Source organism: Anabaena sp. 4-3, from assembly GCF_001597745.1.
In the GTDB taxonomy this organism is placed as follows: Bacteria; Cyanobacteriota; Cyanobacteriia; order Cyanobacteriales; family Nostocaceae; genus Trichormus.
In genome coordinates this window covers 96,549-113,542 of the sequence record NZ_LUHJ01000047.1, presented here as the reverse complement: position 1 = coordinate 113,542, position 16,994 = coordinate 96,549, and the positions used below count along the sequence as shown (strand labels likewise).

Below are 16,994 nucleotides of genomic sequence, written 5' to 3'. Positions count from 1 at the left end.
ATTAGTTATTAGTCATGAGAGGATGTCTGAAAAGTATTGTTATTAACAGCAAAGTCTCTTAAACCTAACCCCCCAGCCCCCCTTCCCTGGTAGGGATGGGGGGTTTAAAAGCCTCTCTCCTTGCAGGGGAGAGGTTTGGAGAGGGGTTTTTAGTATCCTTCTTAACTTCTCAGACATCCTCTTAGTCATTAGTTATTAGTCGCTGGTAAAAGTTCTTCTCCCCAGTCAACAGTCAACACTCTCATTGTTTCCTTAAACTTGATTGCCTAAAGCTAGTCTGACTCCCCAGAATAGGGTTAAAGTAGCGATCGCTAGCCAATCCCATGATTTTAAACGTAAATCATGCCAGGGTACTCGGTGTTCGTTGGGACTGGTAAAACCACGTACCATCATCGCGCTAGCCATTTGTTCGGCACGTAAAAGTAAATTTTCTAATAATCTTTCGGCGACAATCATCCAAACTTTAAAAGCACCTTTTAAACCTAATTTTTTCCAATTAATCGCCCTTGTCATCACGGAACGGACTAAATTCTGCACTTCTTCTAAGACTAAGGGAATAAAGCGTAAAGATAAAGTTAAAGTTAATGTAATTTCGGTGACAGGTATTTTAAATCGTCTCAGAGGTTGCATTAAACTTTCTATACTAGCCGTGATTTCTTCTGGCGCGGTTGTGAGAAGATATAAGTTAGTGCTGTAGATGACAGTAAACAAAATCGTACTCAAGCGCGTTGCTAAATCTAGTGAACGGCGAGTAACTTTTACAGGGCCTTTTTGAAATAAAACATAGCTATAACCTGTGCTACTGGTGACTGCTTCGGCAACATCTGGAGAATTATTAGTGTTAGCTGGCTGAAGAATTTGGGCGTTAACTGGTAGGCGTGGCTGATAATCTACACGTAAGCCATCGGGACTGATAGCTGCGATCGCAAACACTAAAAATGCTAATGTTAATAACCAGCCCATCTGTTGCTGCCATACTCGACGGGGAATTCTGGCAATTAAGGTAAAGATAATCAATAGTGCTACCAGTAATACACGCCATTGATTATTAGCGAAACTGTAACTGGTCAAAAAGCTCATCAACCAGATAAACTTAACTCGTGGATCGAGTTTGTGCAGCCAAGTTTGAGGTTGTTCGAGATAAAGCCCTAGAGGTAGCGATCGCAGTAAATCCATGTTAAGTTAACACTCAATAGTCAATAGTCAACATTCAATAGTTATAACTAACTTCACCATTGACCACTGACTACTAACCCATCTTAAACGCGAGTTGCGCGGTTGGTGCTACCAACTTCCATATCCCTGACTTTTTTACTCCGCCATAACAAACGAATGGGAGTCCCCTTAAAACCGAGTTGTTCGCGGAATTGTCTTTCAATGTAACGGCGATAGTTATCATTGAAGCGTTTAGCATCATTGACGAATAGGGCAATGGTAGGCGGTTGAGTGCTGACTTGCGTACCGTAATAAATTCTGCCTTGTTTGCCACTGCGTGAGGTTGGGGGAGAATGCCATCTCACCGCATCTTCTAAAACTTCGTTAATTACCGAGGTACTCACCCGGCGTTTATGTTCCGCCGCCCCTTGATTTACCAATGCTAAAATCTTTTCTACCCGTTGTCCGGTTAAGGCACTGACATAGATAGTGTCTGCCCATTCGGTGAAATGTAGTCTAGCTTCGAGATTTTTTTCGTAGTCGTAAATCGTATAGGAGTCTTTTTCGACAGCATCCCACTTATTAACGACTATAACACAAGCGCGACCTTCTTCAATAATCCGCCCGGCTAATTTTTGGTCTTGGTCAGTGACACCATCTAAAGCATCTAAGACTAATAAAACCACATCTGCGCGACGAATTGCTTTAAAAGCGCGATTAATACTAAAGAATTCCGTCCCGTATTCCACATTTTTCTTTTTGCGAATTCCGGCGGTGTCAATCAGACGGTAAGCTTGCCCGTCTCGTTCGAGAAAAGTATCAATTGCATCGCGGGTGGTTCCAGAAATCGGACTAACAATCACCCTTTCTTCACCCACGAAAGCATTCAATAAACTAGACTTACCAACATTAGGCCGTCCGACAATAGCAATTTTAATTTCATTATTTTCCGGGACATCGGTAACGACGGGGATGTGTTTAATGAGTTCATCGAGTAAATCACCTGTACCGTTGCCATGAATTGCCGAAATGGGGTATGGTTCACCTAAACCCAGTTGCCAAAATTCCGCAGCTTGAATTAATCCTTGTTCTGGGGATTCGCACTTATTCACCGCCAGTAACACAGGGACTGGCTGTTGACGTAACCATTCGGCGATTTCTTCATCAGCCGAGTTAGGCCCTGTTTGACCATTAACAACAAAAATAGCCGCACTAGCTTCAGAAAGGGCTGCTAATGCTTGTTGACGAATCAGGGGGAGAAATTCCGTATCATCGTTAAATACTAACCCACCAGTGTCTACCACTAAAAACTCGCGATCGCCCCAATAGGCTGGTAGATAAGTGCGATCGCGCGTTACACCCGGTTCATCATGGACAATCGCCGTTTGTTCCCCGGCGAGTCGATTAACCAGGGTAGATTTGCCCACATTTGGGCGACCGATAATAGCAACAATTGGCAGTCCCATAAACCTAGGGTAATTGAGAGGAGAGAAAAGACACTATATCACATTTTTCATTATAGGGGATTGGGGACTGGGGATTGGGGGATGGGGATTGGGGATTGGGGATTGGGGATTGGGGATTGGGGATTGGGGGATAAATCAATTCAAAATTCAAAATTAAGGAATTTCGGGGACACTTACCCTTCAGACAAATTAACAACGAAGTTCTTAACTCTCCGCGTACCTCTGCGTTTACCTCCGCGCCCCTCCGCGTTTAAAACTTCAACCCTACCTCTCAACTCCATTCTCTCAACAATTGGTGTCAATTTATACGATTTTAAATTTCTCCAGTCGTTATACTCATTGTTAGGTTCTACCTGGGAAATGTGAAGTGGCTTTGCCACTTCTTTTTATGGGTGCAATTGCCTGTTGAAAAAAGTAAAAAGTCATGTTGAGGCACTTTTTACTTTTTATTTTTTAGTCATTAGACATATCATCACGCCATTTAGCTTGATTTTCTCGCGTTTCTGCTTCAGGCGATCGCGCCAATATCCAAGTCTTCCAACGCAAAGGTTTTTGCAGTTCCAAATGCTTAATTAACTGCATAATAGACACATCGACCTTAGTCGGAGACTTTAAATCAAAATTCATCGTCTGTAAAATTGTAGCATTATCCTTAATTAAATGCTGCACAACAATATTAGTTAACCACAGCACCAAATTATTGGATAACCAACCTCTTAAACCTTTACGCTTCTTAGTTAAAAATATAGTTTGAATTTCCGATTTACCCCCCTCAAGCATTCGTAAAGTTAACATGATATGTAAATGTAATGAATCTGTACCAACGCTAACAGTAAAGGTGCTACCATACCAATAGGAAATACTGTAAAAATTTTTCTTGTAAGAACGCAACAATTTAAAGAAACCAGTCTGTTTATTGTTGTGTCTAGGTTTAGTAAAAATAATGGCATTTTGATTGAGTTCCTGTTTTTCAAAACTAATATCTAAAGGCAATTTATCAACAACATGAAAATGTTGAATATCAATAGAATTAACCATGAATACATGAGGGTGACAGTTAATTACAAACCGTGAACCCAGAACACTTTCACAGTCATGAAATTCTAACTCTGGCACAAATGGTATAGGTTGTCTAGGATTTTCGCCAGTCCAAACCCAAATTAAGCCGTATTTTTCGGCTGTCGGCCAAGTTTTCAACTTTAAAGGTAGGGGTTCTTCTAAACAGGGAATTTCTACACATATACCCTGATAGTTAAACTTCCATTGGTGAAAACCACAGCGTAATTCATTACCTTCTACAGTACCTTCTGCCAAGTCAGCACCCATGTGTGGACAGTAAGCATCTGCAATTACGGGTTGTTTGTCTTCACCACGATAAATTACTAATTTTCTGCCCAAAATTGTTAAAGGTTTTACCTCACCTACAAGCAAATTTTGAGATGGTATTACCCAATACCAACCTTCAATAAAACGTTCTGGATTATTGAAAGTTTTAGGTTTTAGAGTTGGTCTAATGTGTAGAGAATTGTCATCCATTTTTTAGGTTTCACTGTTCAGTGAAGCGGTTGCTTTACAAATAGCATGAGGAGATTCACAAAACAGTTATTTTGAGTACGGTAATGCTAAAATACACAATTGAAATAATCTGCTTGTATGGCGAGAAATTTTAGTTAAGACTACAAGCAGACAACTTGTGAAAAAAAACAAGTTAGTAGTAAGGACTTTAGTCCTTAGCAAAACAAATAACCCCGATATCTCAAAGACATCAGGGTTATGAATATATAGTAATACTCTGTAGAAAAAATTAAGCTACTGGATAGCCAGCAGCAGCTAAAGCATCTTTAATAGCTGTTTCTGATGCTGTTGATTCTACATTAACAAGTTTAGTCTGTGGATCAGCTTCAACTATCGCCTCAGCATCAACTGATTTTACTGCATTAGTAATTTTGCTTGCACAAACAGAACAAGCCATGTTGGGAACTGTGAGGTTAATTGTCATAGATTTACGAAAATTCAGCAGTCTGCGCTTTGATCATATCTGGGAAATAGCTGACAATATAGCTCAAATGGCGACATAAACGGGAGATTTCGCGAAAAAACTATATAAAAACTCAGTGCAATTTCATTGATTTGGTCATGAGTTATACTATTTGATTACGTTGGTTTGAGTCAGGGAATTAATTCAAGTGAGGTACAGTCAGTTAGAATTGAACGCAGATGAACGCAGATGAACGCAGATAAATTATCAGTTATTGTTACAAAACGTCTTTAGTTTTCGTTGTGTGGTAATTATTAGGCATTCTCTCAAAATTTCTATCTGAATTGTTAATTAAATATTTAGACATAAGTTGCTAGACTAATCCCAATCCTTAATCTTCATTAAGTCGTAGTCAGTCACCCATGCCAAGCGATCGCTTAAACAAGAATGACTACAGTCAGTGTTCCAATTCCTAGAGGTGACAGTATCATCAATGGTGGGTGATTTCCATTCGATGACATAAAACCATGATTGGTTAATTAGCTGAATACCAAGCACTGTCCGCAGTTTTGGAATGTTGCCAGCAAAGCGAAACTCAACTAACTCCCCCAGTCTAAAAACAGGTTTTTCGGGAGTTACAAGGTGTAGCCTACCAGTACCCGTGATTTCGCTTCCTGATGTATAGATAATGTTTTTACCAATGGCGATCGCATAATTCCATCCTTCTTGTTCCCACTGCATCCCGCAACAATAAGCAAAAATATCAGTATTCATCACGTAAACTCTTTCTAATAAGCCAAATATTGGCATAGATAGTTTTCGTCCCCAAGGAGGAGAAATATACCAACAGGTTTCTAAAGCATTGATTTGGTTAATCATTTCTTTGAATACCTCTGTTTGGTTGCAAAAAGTTCAGGTTTACTATATTTAGTCGCCGTAATGATGCACTGATTGAGTAATTTAAAAATACCTGAATGACTCATAAATAGGATGAGAGGAATCAGAAGAGATTTTTGGAGTTTTCGGTAATATAATGAGAGTGTATTTCTCTCTATAGTGATGAGGTTGATAGAATTGACGGGTTATCTGTCTCCTGATTTGTAGGTAGGCAGAGAAAAAAACAGTCTCATGGTTGACGGTGAAAATTTTTCATGCAGTACAGTGAGCATGGTCTAGATTTTTGATAAAGAATTGTATTCGTGAGATAACAGATACTCTTTATCTACCTATACTGGAATGTATTCCTACAGTTTGCCATTAGCACTAGGAGGTGCCAAAATGGTTCATACTTACGAGGTGTTAGTTGATATCAAAGAATTTGCCGATACAACTAACAGTAGCTGTCAATGCGGAACGTCCCGATACGAAATTAGTGCAGAATCAAGACAAAAAGCTGATTATATGGCTCGGAGTCAAGCTAGATACGAGCATCCTCATGGTACAGAATATGATGTCAGGGTGACAAGACTGCTGAGTTAACACTCTGTTAATTGTAAAGATTTCGCTAACTGAAAATCAGGCTGGATAGCAGTATTTACTCAAGTAAAGTTAAGATTTATCTCGACAGCCATTAGTGAGGTTGTTGGCTTGTTTCCAGAATACTGCTAATACAGCCTCTAATAATGAATAGTTTGTAATTCATAATTGCTGACTTTGAGGTTGTGAATTTGATTTTATCTATGATTTACTTAATCAATGTCTGGCTGAATATCTCAAATACCAATAAATTAACCCAGCTAAAATTGCAAAAACAGAATTAAGTAAAAGCCGACTGACTATAAACGATAAAACATCAGGATAAAAAAGCTGTGATAACCTTAAAGGGCTGATAATTCTCGCTAACAGAAATAACCCAAAAATGGCATTACCACCTAACATGAGGGCAAAGAATATTAAACCCCTTTGCCAGTAACGATGTTGAGATGTTCTACCAGATATTAATTTAATTGGGGGTTTGTTCTGCACCTTTCTAAATAACCCTTCCATACGCCAAAACATCCACAACAGCAAAGGAAATAAACCATAGCTGAGATACTGTAGAGGTGGTGAGTAACGCCAAGCACTAGAAAGGACATTTACCAAAGCGTGAAAGATAACAGAATTAACCCAAGCCTGAAAAATTAAATTTTTGTAGCGATTTAATCGCACATTAGCCGCAAAATATAGTCCTAAAGCATAGCCCCAAGGTGCGGAAAACATTGCATGGACTGGTGTGCCGATTGTGCGGTCAAGGATGGATGCTGTACCATGAAATAAATAAATCCAGTTTTCTTCGGCTGTGAATCCTAAAGCCGCAGCTATGGTAAATAAGTAAACAGTGCTGGCGCGTAGGCGATGGGGACGTTGAAAATAGTAGGTGGGTACAATGACTGCGGCTAGCTTGCAACCTTCTTCTATTGGGCCTATTTGTATAATTTGTCTGAGGGCAATGCCAGGAAGATAACGCTGGACTTGTTGCCAGTTTACAATGGCATTAGCGATATTTTCAAAAACTATTTGTAAGCCAAGGGCAACAAAACCAGATATAGCCCCAACCACAAAGAACAACAATAAGTGTCTCACAGGTGGGGCAAAATCAGCACGATAATAGTAATATGCCAAAAATACCAGTGTGGGAATTGTCGCCCACAGCACCAACTCAAAATCAGCCACGTACCTGAGCAATTATAGTCCGGTGACGGGGGCTGTTAGGGGTAATTGTCGGTGTTTGGAAACCAGCCTCTACCAAAGCTTGCTCAATATCCAAAGCAAAATATTGATCTAAATACGGTTCTGTACTTTTCAGCAATGTCAAAATGTAGGGCGGCATTTTCTTATATGCTTCCGCTTGGGGATTCATATCCATAATGCCAATGTAACCGCCCGGACGCAATACCCGCCGCACCTCTGCAAAAATCTGGCGGGTGGCTGACTGGGGTAATTCATGACATACCAAGAAAATCGAGACAAAATCAAAGCTAGCATCTGGTAAGCCTGTAGATTCACCTGGGGCGTGAACCCAGTTGATATTTGCTTGATGCTGTTGGGTGCGATAGTTGGCAACGGCTAAGAAATAGGGAGACAAATCTAAACCTGTGACTTTAGCTTGGGGATAAAGTTCTTGTAATGCAAATGTGCTTAACCCAACGCTACATCCCAAGTCAAGGATATTTTGTGGTGCTTGGGGAATTTTGGCTTTAACGATATCGTGGTAACTTTGGCGTAGTTTCGCATCGCCTTGCGCTTCTGCATCCGGCCAAATTTTAGCATGGACGGCACGCGCAGCCACTTCTAACTCAAAGGCAGCTAACCAACAAAGGTCTCCTTGTTCATAACCGTGGAATGAAGTGAGATAATAATCTGGGTAGGTGATTTGAGGATTTTGGATTTGGTCTAAGTCTGATGTCCAATCACGCGCTTGTAGGGTTTTGACTTCTTGCGTCCAAGGTACACCAATTTTCTCTGCCCGTTTAATCATCATTTGACGGGCTTGGTGTTTGGCGAGGTTTGCTAAAGGTTTAATTGCTAATATTCCGTTTATCAAGCGGGAAGCTATGCTAGGAGCAGTGTTTACAGCAGCAGTCATAATTCAATTTGGAGTTAACAGCCTGATTGTACTTATGACATACTCGCCGGATGCGAGTCTAGTCTGTTGTCGGGTGGAGATTTGTTTGTAGTAAGGACTTTAGTCCTTAGAAAATCAAGCTTGTAGGGTGCGTCAGAGTAGATAATTCGGTCATAATTTACAGATTATTGACATCTCACGCACCTTACTTATGTGCTGATATGCTGTGGATGTTAGCGTCGATATTCGTCGCCACAATCACCGATGAGCTGATACAAATCGCGTGACTGATGAGATATAGTGTTGATGCGATCGCAATCTTCTGCATCTAAACTAAAACTAAACACTTTGGCGTTATCTTCTATATGTTCAGCTATCCCCAGCCTCGCACCAACGATAACACCACCCACGGTTGGTTGATCTAAGATGTAACGCACCGCAACGTTAGCAATACTCACCCCATGCTTATCAGCTATTTGCTTCAAGGTAGATAACAATTCTTGAAATAATCGCCAACCACCCCAACCATCAATCATATTTTTGTATTTTCGCAAGCTGACTGTAGTTAAATCAAAACCTCGTGGTTCTGGCTTACCTAAATATTTTTCTGATAGGAAACCACCGCATAATGTACCATAAGTAAACAGTTTAATGTCATGCTGTTGACAAAACTTGACCATATTTATTTCTGGACGGCGGTCAACTAAAGAAAATTGCACTTGGTTAGATACAATTTTAATACCTGCTTCTGTAATAATTTGCAGGTGTTCTGTGTCAAAGTTTGTCAAAGCCAAATGTTTAATTTTGCCCTCTGTTTGCAATTCTGCCATATATTTGAGGGCATCTAAATAATTTTTATCTTGATATTCCCACCAGTGAAACTGCATTAAATCTAAAGATTCTACATCCATTCTTTTTAGGGAAATATCAATGTTTTCCTCAACCAGTTTTTTAGTCATTTTACCAGGACGAGGAACCCATTTAGTAAAGGCTTGAATTTGAGATAAAGACTCTTTTCCCCGGTTAGCAACCCATTGACGGCGAAATTCCCCAATAAAATCTTCTGCTGGTCCATAATGGTCTGCTAAATCCCAAGTTGTATAACCTGCATCCACATATTTAAACATAGTTTCAATGGCAGCTTTGGGATTAATTCGACCATGTGCGCCGGACACTTGCCACATTCCATTTAATATCCGACAAATGTTTAAATCTGAGGTAAATTGTAAACGGCTTTCTGCTGGTAATATCATTGTTTTCTATGTGGGTATTGGGAATTATTTCCAGTCTGTTTCTGCTTGTTCGAGAACATAAGCAGCGACATCCTGAATTTCTTGCTCAGTCAGACGTTCTTTGTAAGCTGACATATTATTTTTACCATTGGTGACAATTGATTGAATTGCCTCTATGGAATCCATACCATATTTCTTAAGTGCTTTCTTATGTAGGTTTTTACCACGCCTAATAATGTTACCACCATTAATATGACACCCGGCACAGTGAACTTCAAAAATTTTCGCGCCGTTGGCTGTGTCTGCTGCGTTTACAGGTGACGGGAAAGTGGTAGTAATCAACAATATAGTCAATACTAATGTGAGGAATTTTTTCACGGTGATTTTACCTGTTAATTAGTCGTGATATACACCGTTATTTATCTTGCCATAAATAGGCGTTATCTCACACATTATCAGTTATTTGTGAGATAGATACCCGACTTCTCAAAGCAGTCGGGTATCTGGTGATTAAAACATCTCTTACCCCAGGTTCTATCTTCAGACAGTGCCTAAACTTAAAACCTCACGCCATAATGGCCATATAAAACCATGTCTAGAGAAATTAATCCAAATTAGCTAAATAGTAAGAGTTGGATATGACTAACAATATCAAAGACAGAATTCAATCTGATTTGCAGCAAGCCAAAGCAACGGGTCAGTTAAGAAGTGAACGTATCCGTGAGATTGTAAAATCAGCAGTGGCTCAATTATCTTCTGAGTTTAAAGAAGGTTCGAGTGAAATTCGTACTATTGTCAAGGATGCGGTGGCAGCCGTAGTTGATAACTTACAAGACAAAGGTACGGAATTAAAAGAAGAAGTTACAGCATCAATAGAAGGTGCGATAGAAGGTGTTAATACTAATAGACACGCAGCTATTGTTAAAACTCAGTCAGAATTGCAAAAACTACAAGCTCAAATCGATAGCGAAGAAGAAAAAATTCAACAAGATGTTGATGGAATTTTAGCAGAGATTCAAGAAACTGGTAAGGAAAAAACTTCTAACGTGAAAAGTGCGATTGAATCTGCTGTTGATACTATCAAGAGTAGCGAAGAAGTCGCACTATTAAAGAAACGCTACGCGCAGTTACAAGCGCAGTTAGCCATTGTGCGCGCTAACATGGCTGCACGTTACGGTGGACGTGGTGATGAGGTGCAGAATTATCTAGAGGAAGCCAAAAACTGGTACAATCAAGCTCGACCCCAAGCTGAGGCTTTGGCTACTCAGGTAGAACAGAAGCGATCGCAACTAGATGATAAACTCGGCGAAGCTGGTACAATTGTTGCTCAAAAAGAGCGTCAAATTAAACATATCTTGCGAGATTTACTACTAGCAACTGCTGATTTGTTCAAAGATAAAGAACCGACTGATAAAGAAGTTGTTCATAAATAGAAATAGAACCCCGACTTTTTTGAGAAGTCGGGGTTCTGGGTATTACCTTAATAAGTACCCCTACCTGCATTTAATTGTTCTTCATGTTTGGCAATTACCCAAATTGCGTGAATGCTACCCGGTAGCCAGCCTAAAAGGGTGAGTAAAATATTAATTACTAAGGTTGGCCCTACTCCAACTGTTAAGAAAACACCTAATGGTGGGACTAATAAACCCAGAAGAAAACGTACTAATTTCATAAGATTGTTGTTTTTGAAACTTTATTTACTCAGATTGTCTTTAATTCACCAAGTTACTAACTCCATCTCAGGAATTAATTTGATTTAAAATTAGGTGAAATAAAGACGTATTGTGGTTATCTAGAAGGCAATTCGCCTTGATTTTCCACGTTGCCACTTAAAGCTAGATTTTTCTCTGCAAAGTATTTGGTGATAAAGGTGTTAGCGAAAGATAGAACAACAGGGCCTAAAATAAAGGCAATAATCCCATGAACACTAAACCCAGGAACTAAACCTGCTGCCAATGAAAAACAAATACCATTGACGACGAGTGAAAATGCCCCTAAAGTTAAGAAATTCAATGGTAAGGATAAAGTGGAAATTATTGGCTTGATTGAGCCGTTAATTAAACCAATTACTACACCAGCAATTAAAGCGGCTGGAAAATTAGCCAGGTTCACACCAGGCACAACTAAATCAACGATTAGTAGACTTAGGGCTGTAGCTAGAATTGTGAGAAATGTTCCCAACATTTTTTTACCTAAAAATCAGAAAAAGATAATTGGCGTTATCTTCTCCTATCTTTAAATATTGGGCAAAACCTTAGCATCTCTTGTCAGATAGATTGTGTTTCTACCAATGGGACTATTTTATAATTGATAGCAAATTGCATTATATTAGTAGGGTGCGTAAATATGAACAGATTTTGTTATCTGACGCACCCTACCAAGCACTGTAGAGACGTTGCATGCAACGTCTCTACATCATTCATTTGGTGTAACTTCGTAGAGAATTGGTATCAGTACCAAGTGTGTTGAGAAAGTAAGGACTTTAGTCCTTACTACGAACTTGAGCTTTGATTTATTGCTTGACTGCTTTCATTGATAAACTAATACGTTTTAATTTTTCGTTGACTTCTAATACCCGTACTTTCACAACTTGACCGACTTTGACAACTTTTTTGGGATCATCAATATATCTGTCGGCGAGTTGGGAGATATGTACTAAACCATCTTGATGTACACCAATATCCACAAATGCACCAAAATTAGCAACGTTGGTGACTATTCCCTCTAGTTCCATTCCCACCTGTAAGTCGCTAATTTCTTTAATTCCTTCTTTAAAGGTGGCGTATTTAAATTCTGCACGGGGGTCTCTACCGGGTTTTTCTAGTTCTTTGAGGATGTCGCGCAGGGTGGGTTCACCAACTGTATCGGTGACGTATTTTTTTAAGTTGGCTTTTTGCAGTTTCTCGGCAATTTGCGTGACTTGATTTAAGGGTACATTTAAATCGGAGGCGATCGCTTGCACAACTGGATAACTTTCTGGATGCACTGCTGTATTATCTAAGGGGTTGTCTCCGTTGCGAATGCGAAGAAATCCCGCCGCTTGTTCAAATGCTTTTGGCCCTAATTTGCTCACTTTCAGCAGTTGTTGCCGATTTTTAAACGCTCCGTTCTGGTTGCGATAACTGACTATATTATTAGCAATTGTCGGTGTAATTCCCGAAACAAAAGTTAACAATTCTTTAGATGCGGTGTTTAAGTCTACACCAACGTAGTTAACGCAACTTTCTACAGTTTCATCTAATTTCTTCTTCAGCAACTTTTGATCCACATCATGCTGATATTGTCCTACACCTATGGATTTAGGGTCAATTTTCACCAATTCTGCTAAAGGATCTTGTAACCGCCGACCGATACTAATAGCACCACGCACTGTTACATCTAAATCGGGAAATTCTGCGATCGCAACTTTACTGGCAGAATAGATAGATGCACCAGACTCATTGACTATTACTTTAATCGGTTTATGTTCTAAGGCTTGTAATACTTGCGTGACAAACTCATCTGTCTCGCGGGAAGCTGTACCATTGCCAATAGCGATTAACTCAATGTGATATTTTTCAATGAGATGTTTGAGAGTTTGCGCCGCTTTTGTCCGTTGTTCAGCACCTAGATGGGGGAATATCGCCTGATATTCTAAAAATTTGCCAGTTTGATTCATAATAGCCACTTTACAACCAGTTCTGAACCCTGGATCTATGGCTAAGGTTGGTTTCATTCCCGCCGGTGCAGATAACAATAATTCCCGCAAATTGGCTTCAAAGGTTTTAATTGATTCAATGTCAGCATAGGTTTTCTTGTCTGCAATTACTTCACCTATTAGGGAAGTTTTCATCAGACGGTTGAAAGCATCTTTGAGCATTGCTTGATAAAAATCCCGAATTTCTCGGACTTTGGCTTTAATTTCTTGGGATTCTAGATAGGAAAGGACAAAATCTTCATCAAAAGCAATATCGTAGTTTAATACTCCCTCAGCTTCACCCCGACATAATGCCAACATATTATGAGGGGCGATATTTTTGACGCGATTTTGATAATTGCGGTACATTTCAAACTTAGTTGTACCTTCAGGATAATCATCTTTGATGCGAGAGACAAATACGCCATCTTCTAGGAGATAATCGCGAATATATGCTCGTAAATCGGCTTTTTCTGCGACTTCTTCCGCTAAGATGTCAGATGCACCTTTTAAAGCTTCATCTGCTGTTTTTACGCCTGTTGTTTCCGAAATATATTTTGTGGCTTCTTGGTTGAGGTTAGCAGCAACCGAATTTTTAACATTTAAAGATTTGATGAATTCTGCGAGAGGTTGCAAACCTTTCTCTCTGGCGATAGTGGCGCGAGTGCGTCGCTTGGGGCGATATGGTAGGTATAAATCCTCAAGTTCAGTTTTTTGTAAACAAGATGAAATTTTGGCTTGCAATTCGTCTGTCAGTTTACCTTGTTCCGCGATCGCTTTTAAAATTACTGACTTCCTGGCTTCTAATTCTGTTAAGTATGTATACCTATCAGCCAGTTCACGCAGTTGAATTTCATTCATTTCACCAGTGCGTTCTTTGCGGTAACGCGCGATGAAGGGAACTGTTGCACCCTCAGCCAAAAGTTCTAGGGCGTTTTGTACCTGATAAGATTTTAGTTCTAGTTCAGTTGCCAGTGTTTGAGGAATGTCCAGCATTGGGTGTCTAATTTAAAAACGTGATTCCTAAAGGTAATTATGCTCAGGAGTTGTGACAACAACAAAAGCAAGTGTTAAGCTAATTTACTATATGATTGCCAAAACTTTACAAACATTTCAATTATTTTAAGTAATGTATTGTGGGATAAATAGCTTAGATGTAAGATCAACCACACACACAAAAACAGATTTGATCACAGCAGATGAAATCTGGCAATTTTGAGTTTGGAGGTAGGTATAAATGCCTTTGTTGTTTTTGATTCCGTTAGTTACAGGTTTAGCTACTGGTTACATATCTAAAAAATGTCATGACGAAATTGCTTACCTTGTGAGTATATTTACAATTCTCAGTTTAATTCTCAGTTTGGTTTTAGCACCTTGGCCGATTCAACTTGTACTGTTAATTGCGGTACTGGCTAGTACTAATAAGTTTTTAAAGCAAATAAATTAAGCCAAATCGAGAAAGATGATAATGATCGCGATCGCCACAAACAACGTCTTTCTGCTTTCATACTTCTGATGCTGACTTATCAGCCAAAATAGCTCATGTTTTTGCTCGCACACCCTCCAGACAAGAATTCAGTACATCCATGAACGTAAATCCACATAAGTATATATGCTTAAGAAGCATAGTCTGAGGGTGTGTGAGGCGATCGTGGCTAACTGCATACTAAATAATACTATTTTTGTCAATCGTTGTTAGTATTTTTCTCTCAGTATTTTATTGATAATTGTGGATTTTTGGGCAATAACACTGTAAAAACTCTCACATTGAGTAAGTTATCATGTCAGTTGTTCACGTATCTCACAATCACCCATGAAAACACTCTTGTCTGTAGGTTCGGTCTTCAGGAGCATTGTATGATAAATCACTAAACAAATCTAGTAATTTTCAGACTGTAGATATGTTAAAACCTGATCATGTTTTTGACTTGTGAATTTAACTAACTTTGTGGATATGCTCAAGCACCTGAATTTAGAAATAAATCCACAAACACAAGCTTATGTATGCTATTCCAGAAGACAACCCAACTAAATCAACTATCTCAAGCCTGTATGCAAACACCTACTACAGATAATTCCTCTCATTCCGATGGAATAATTGCATCGATGCTAGATCAAATTACTCCACTAATTTTAACCTATAATGAAGCCCCAAATATTCAGCGCACCCTTGACCATCTCACCTGGGCGAAAAATATTATAGTTATTGATAGTTATAGTACCGATACAACGCTGGAAATTCTTAACTCTTATACACAAGTCCAGGTATTTAAAAGAAAGTTTGACACCCATGCCCAACAGTGGAACTACGGATTAGAACAAGTGCGATCGCCTTGGGTGCTGTCTCTAGATGCAGATTACATCGTCACGGAGGAGCTAGTTGCAGAAATGTCAGCTTTACCAGTAGATGGCATAATTGACGGCTATTTTGTGCAATTCAAATATTGTGTACTAGGTAAACCAGTCCGTAACACTAGAATACTTCCCCCCCGTCAAGTTCTATTTCGCAAAAGCAAAGCCATTTATATTGATGATGGACATACGCAAATTTTGCAGCAAACAGGTAAATCAACTTTACTCTCTGCTTACATATACCATGATGACCGCAAACCGTTAAGTCGCTGGTTATGGTCACAAGAACGCTATACAGTGCTGGAATGCAAGAAAATACTAGAAACACCCTGGAACGAACTGGATTGGGTTGATCGTATCCGCAGACAAAAAATCTTAGCACCTTTGATGGTTTTGATCTATTGCTTGATTATTGAAGGCTGGATTTTTTATGGTTGGCGTGGTTGGTATTACGTCTTCCAGCGTGTCTTAGCTGAAACAATTCTCGCGCTGCGTTTGATGGAAGCCGAAAACTTAAAATAACGTAGCTAGCAGCACTATATTTAGTATCTAAGCTGTACGAGTGGCAACACACATTAAGGATAAAGCAGCTTCGGGAGAGTTGGGGTTGATACCTGATAATCTCTGAGCTAAACGGAACTTCCAAAATGCTCTACCGTAGTTGCCCTTCAATGCCTCCGCACCTACCGTATGATTATGTGGATAAACCTTCACTACAAAACCCTGGGGTTCCAGCACTTCGTAAAACATCTCGGATGTGATACCATCACCCACTTGATGATGCACCTCCGTTGCCAAACCCCAGCGTTGTTCCTCAGTCGTAGAGTGTCCACCTCGTTTTAAACATCTGTAAATTGGCAGACGGAACTGCCACAACAGCAACCCTAAACCCTTCAACTGATAAGCACTTCGCTGTGGATCATGATCTGTAATTAAAAGTCCGCCAGGACGAACCAACTTAGCAGCCTCCTGCAAAACCTTTGCCATATCATCACAATGATGTAAGCAAGCATTGAGCATAACAATATCTGCAAACTCAGAAACAAAAGGTAAATTGTGGGCATCTGCCAAGATTGCTGTGTATCCCAGTTGGCGAGCCATTTTTAACGCCCCCAGTGAAACGTCTACACCAATTAACAAATCAGGTTCACCACAAAACTCTTTCAAAGACGCATACAGGTTGCCAGGGCCACAACCAATATCCACAACAACTTTACCATCCCAATTACCAATCACAGCTTGCCACAGTTCAACAAATCGTTCATCTCTATGGCAGGCTGCAAAATAATTTAGTCCCCATTCTGGATGTCCAAAGTAATAACTGTTGGCTTCAATAGCTGGAGTGGGATTTAAAATCTTGCAAATAACAATATCTTGCTCCCATCTCTCAACTTGATCTGGTTGGACAAAAAACTGAAGTATACTTGCATTTTCTATTATTAGCATATACTCATAACTATAGGAAAATACATTTATCTATATTGTTGTTATGATGAATATAACAAATCATTTAATCCTTGAATATCTCTAAGTTCAAAACTTAATTAAATATATGTACAATCTTCATTAATATTGAAATCTAGAGATAAAT

The 16,994-nt window shown here is 39.5% G+C and carries 17 protein-coding genes; 4 read left to right on the top strand and 13 right to left on the bottom strand.

The annotated features are described in order from the left end of the window. Positions 1-252: 252 nt before the first annotated feature. From A3775_RS12670 to A3775_RS12650, 5 genes are all read right to left on the bottom strand, one after another. Positions 253-1,176 carry an energy-coupling factor transporter transmembrane protein EcfT gene (locus A3775_RS12670; RefSeq protein ID WP_066425215.1) on the bottom strand — a complete coding sequence of 308 codons (924 nt, stop codon included), beginning with the start codon at positions 1,174-1,176 and terminating at the stop codon, positions 253-255. A gap of 83 nt (positions 1,177-1,259) precedes the next feature. After that, positions 1,260-2,621, bottom strand: a complete 1,362-nt coding sequence (der, locus tag A3775_RS12665; protein ID WP_066425213.1) for a ribosome biogenesis GTPase Der — start codon at positions 2,619-2,621, stop codon at positions 1,260-1,262. A gap of 453 nt (positions 2,622-3,074) precedes the next feature. Then, positions 3,075-4,157, bottom strand: a complete 1,083-nt coding sequence (locus A3775_RS12660; protein WP_066425210.1) for an aromatic ring-hydroxylating dioxygenase subunit alpha — start codon at positions 4,155-4,157, stop codon at positions 3,075-3,077. A gap of 268 nt (positions 4,158-4,425) precedes the next feature. After that, positions 4,426-4,620, bottom strand: coding sequence for a heavy-metal-associated domain-containing protein (locus tag A3775_RS12655; RefSeq protein ID WP_066377147.1), 195 nt, complete (start codon positions 4,618-4,620; stop codon positions 4,426-4,428). Between the two features lie 357 nt (positions 4,621-4,977). Then, positions 4,978-5,478 carry a DUF1392 family protein gene (locus tag A3775_RS12650; RefSeq protein WP_066377149.1) on the bottom strand — a complete coding sequence of 167 codons (501 nt, stop codon included), beginning with the start codon at positions 5,476-5,478 and terminating at the stop codon, positions 4,978-4,980. Between the two features lie 399 nt (positions 5,479-5,877). On the opposite strand from A3775_RS12650, the gene A3775_RS12645 reads away from it, so the two are divergent. After that, positions 5,878-6,078 carry a hypothetical protein gene (locus A3775_RS12645; RefSeq protein ID WP_066377293.1) on the top strand — a complete coding sequence of 67 codons (201 nt, stop codon included), beginning with the start codon at positions 5,878-5,880 and terminating at the stop codon, positions 6,076-6,078. A 213-nt stretch (positions 6,079-6,291) separates the two neighbouring features. Here A3775_RS12645 and A3775_RS12640 read toward each other — a convergent pair whose 3' ends face one another. From A3775_RS12640 to petJ, 4 genes are all read right to left on the bottom strand, one after another. After that, entirely contained in the window at positions 6,292-7,251 is a 960-nt protein-coding gene (locus A3775_RS12640; RefSeq protein ID WP_066377151.1) for a PrsW family intramembrane metalloprotease, read from the bottom strand. Then, positions 7,244-8,164 carry a class I SAM-dependent methyltransferase gene (locus A3775_RS12635; protein WP_066425202.1) on the bottom strand — a complete coding sequence of 307 codons (921 nt, stop codon included), beginning with the start codon at positions 8,162-8,164 and terminating at the stop codon, positions 7,244-7,246. Before A3775_RS12635 ends, A3775_RS12640 begins: the two co-directional genes overlap by 8 nt. A gap of 212 nt (positions 8,165-8,376) precedes the next feature. Continuing rightward, positions 8,377-9,396, bottom strand: a complete 1,020-nt coding sequence (locus A3775_RS12630; protein WP_066425201.1) for an aldo/keto reductase — start codon at positions 9,394-9,396, stop codon at positions 8,377-8,379. A 24-nt stretch (positions 9,397-9,420) separates the two neighbouring features. After that, a complete protein-coding gene (gene petJ, locus A3775_RS12625; RefSeq protein ID WP_066377159.1) occupies positions 9,421-9,753 on the bottom strand; it encodes a cytochrome c6 PetJ in 333 nt (110 codons plus the stop codon). A 260-nt stretch (positions 9,754-10,013) separates the two neighbouring features. Between petJ and A3775_RS12620 the strand changes: the two genes are divergently transcribed. Continuing rightward, positions 10,014-10,808 carry a histidine kinase gene (locus tag A3775_RS12620; protein WP_066377161.1) on the top strand — a complete coding sequence of 265 codons (795 nt, stop codon included), beginning with the start codon at positions 10,014-10,016 and terminating at the stop codon, positions 10,806-10,808. A 47-nt stretch (positions 10,809-10,855) separates the two neighbouring features. Here the strand turns inward: A3775_RS12620 and A3775_RS12615 are convergent, their stop codons facing one another. From A3775_RS12615 to A3775_RS12605, 3 genes are all read right to left on the bottom strand, one after another. Further along, the gene (locus tag A3775_RS12615; RefSeq protein ID WP_066377163.1) at positions 10,856-11,047 is read right to left on the bottom strand and encodes a YqaE/Pmp3 family membrane protein; all 192 of its coding nucleotides are present in this window, start codon (positions 11,045-11,047) and stop codon (positions 10,856-10,858) included. 116 nt (positions 11,048-11,163) lie between these two features. Then, on the bottom strand, positions 11,164-11,559 hold the full coding sequence (locus A3775_RS12610) for a phage holin family protein (protein WP_066377168.1): 396 nt from the start codon (positions 11,557-11,559) through the stop codon (positions 11,164-11,166). A 328-nt stretch (positions 11,560-11,887) separates the two neighbouring features. Continuing rightward, on the bottom strand, positions 11,888-14,047 hold the full coding sequence (locus A3775_RS12605) for a Tex family protein (RefSeq protein ID WP_066377169.1): 2,160 nt from the start codon (positions 14,045-14,047) through the stop codon (positions 11,888-11,890). Between the two features lie 241 nt (positions 14,048-14,288). Here A3775_RS12605 and A3775_RS12600 point away from each other — a divergent pair, with 241 nt between their 5' ends. Further along, on the top strand, positions 14,289-14,498 hold the full coding sequence (locus A3775_RS12600) for a hypothetical protein (protein ID WP_066377171.1): 210 nt from the start codon (positions 14,289-14,291) through the stop codon (positions 14,496-14,498). A gap of 659 nt (positions 14,499-15,157) precedes the next feature. Further along, positions 15,158-15,925, top strand: a complete 768-nt coding sequence (locus A3775_RS12595; RefSeq protein WP_066377294.1) for a glycosyltransferase family 2 protein — start codon at positions 15,158-15,160, stop codon at positions 15,923-15,925. Between the two features lie 27 nt (positions 15,926-15,952). On the opposite strand, the gene A3775_RS12590 is transcribed toward A3775_RS12595, so the two are convergent. Beyond that, on the bottom strand, positions 15,953-16,849 hold the full coding sequence (locus A3775_RS12590; protein ID WP_066377173.1) for a class I SAM-dependent methyltransferase: 897 nt from the start codon (positions 16,847-16,849) through the stop codon (positions 15,953-15,955). Between the last annotated feature and the right edge of the window lie 145 nt (positions 16,850-16,994).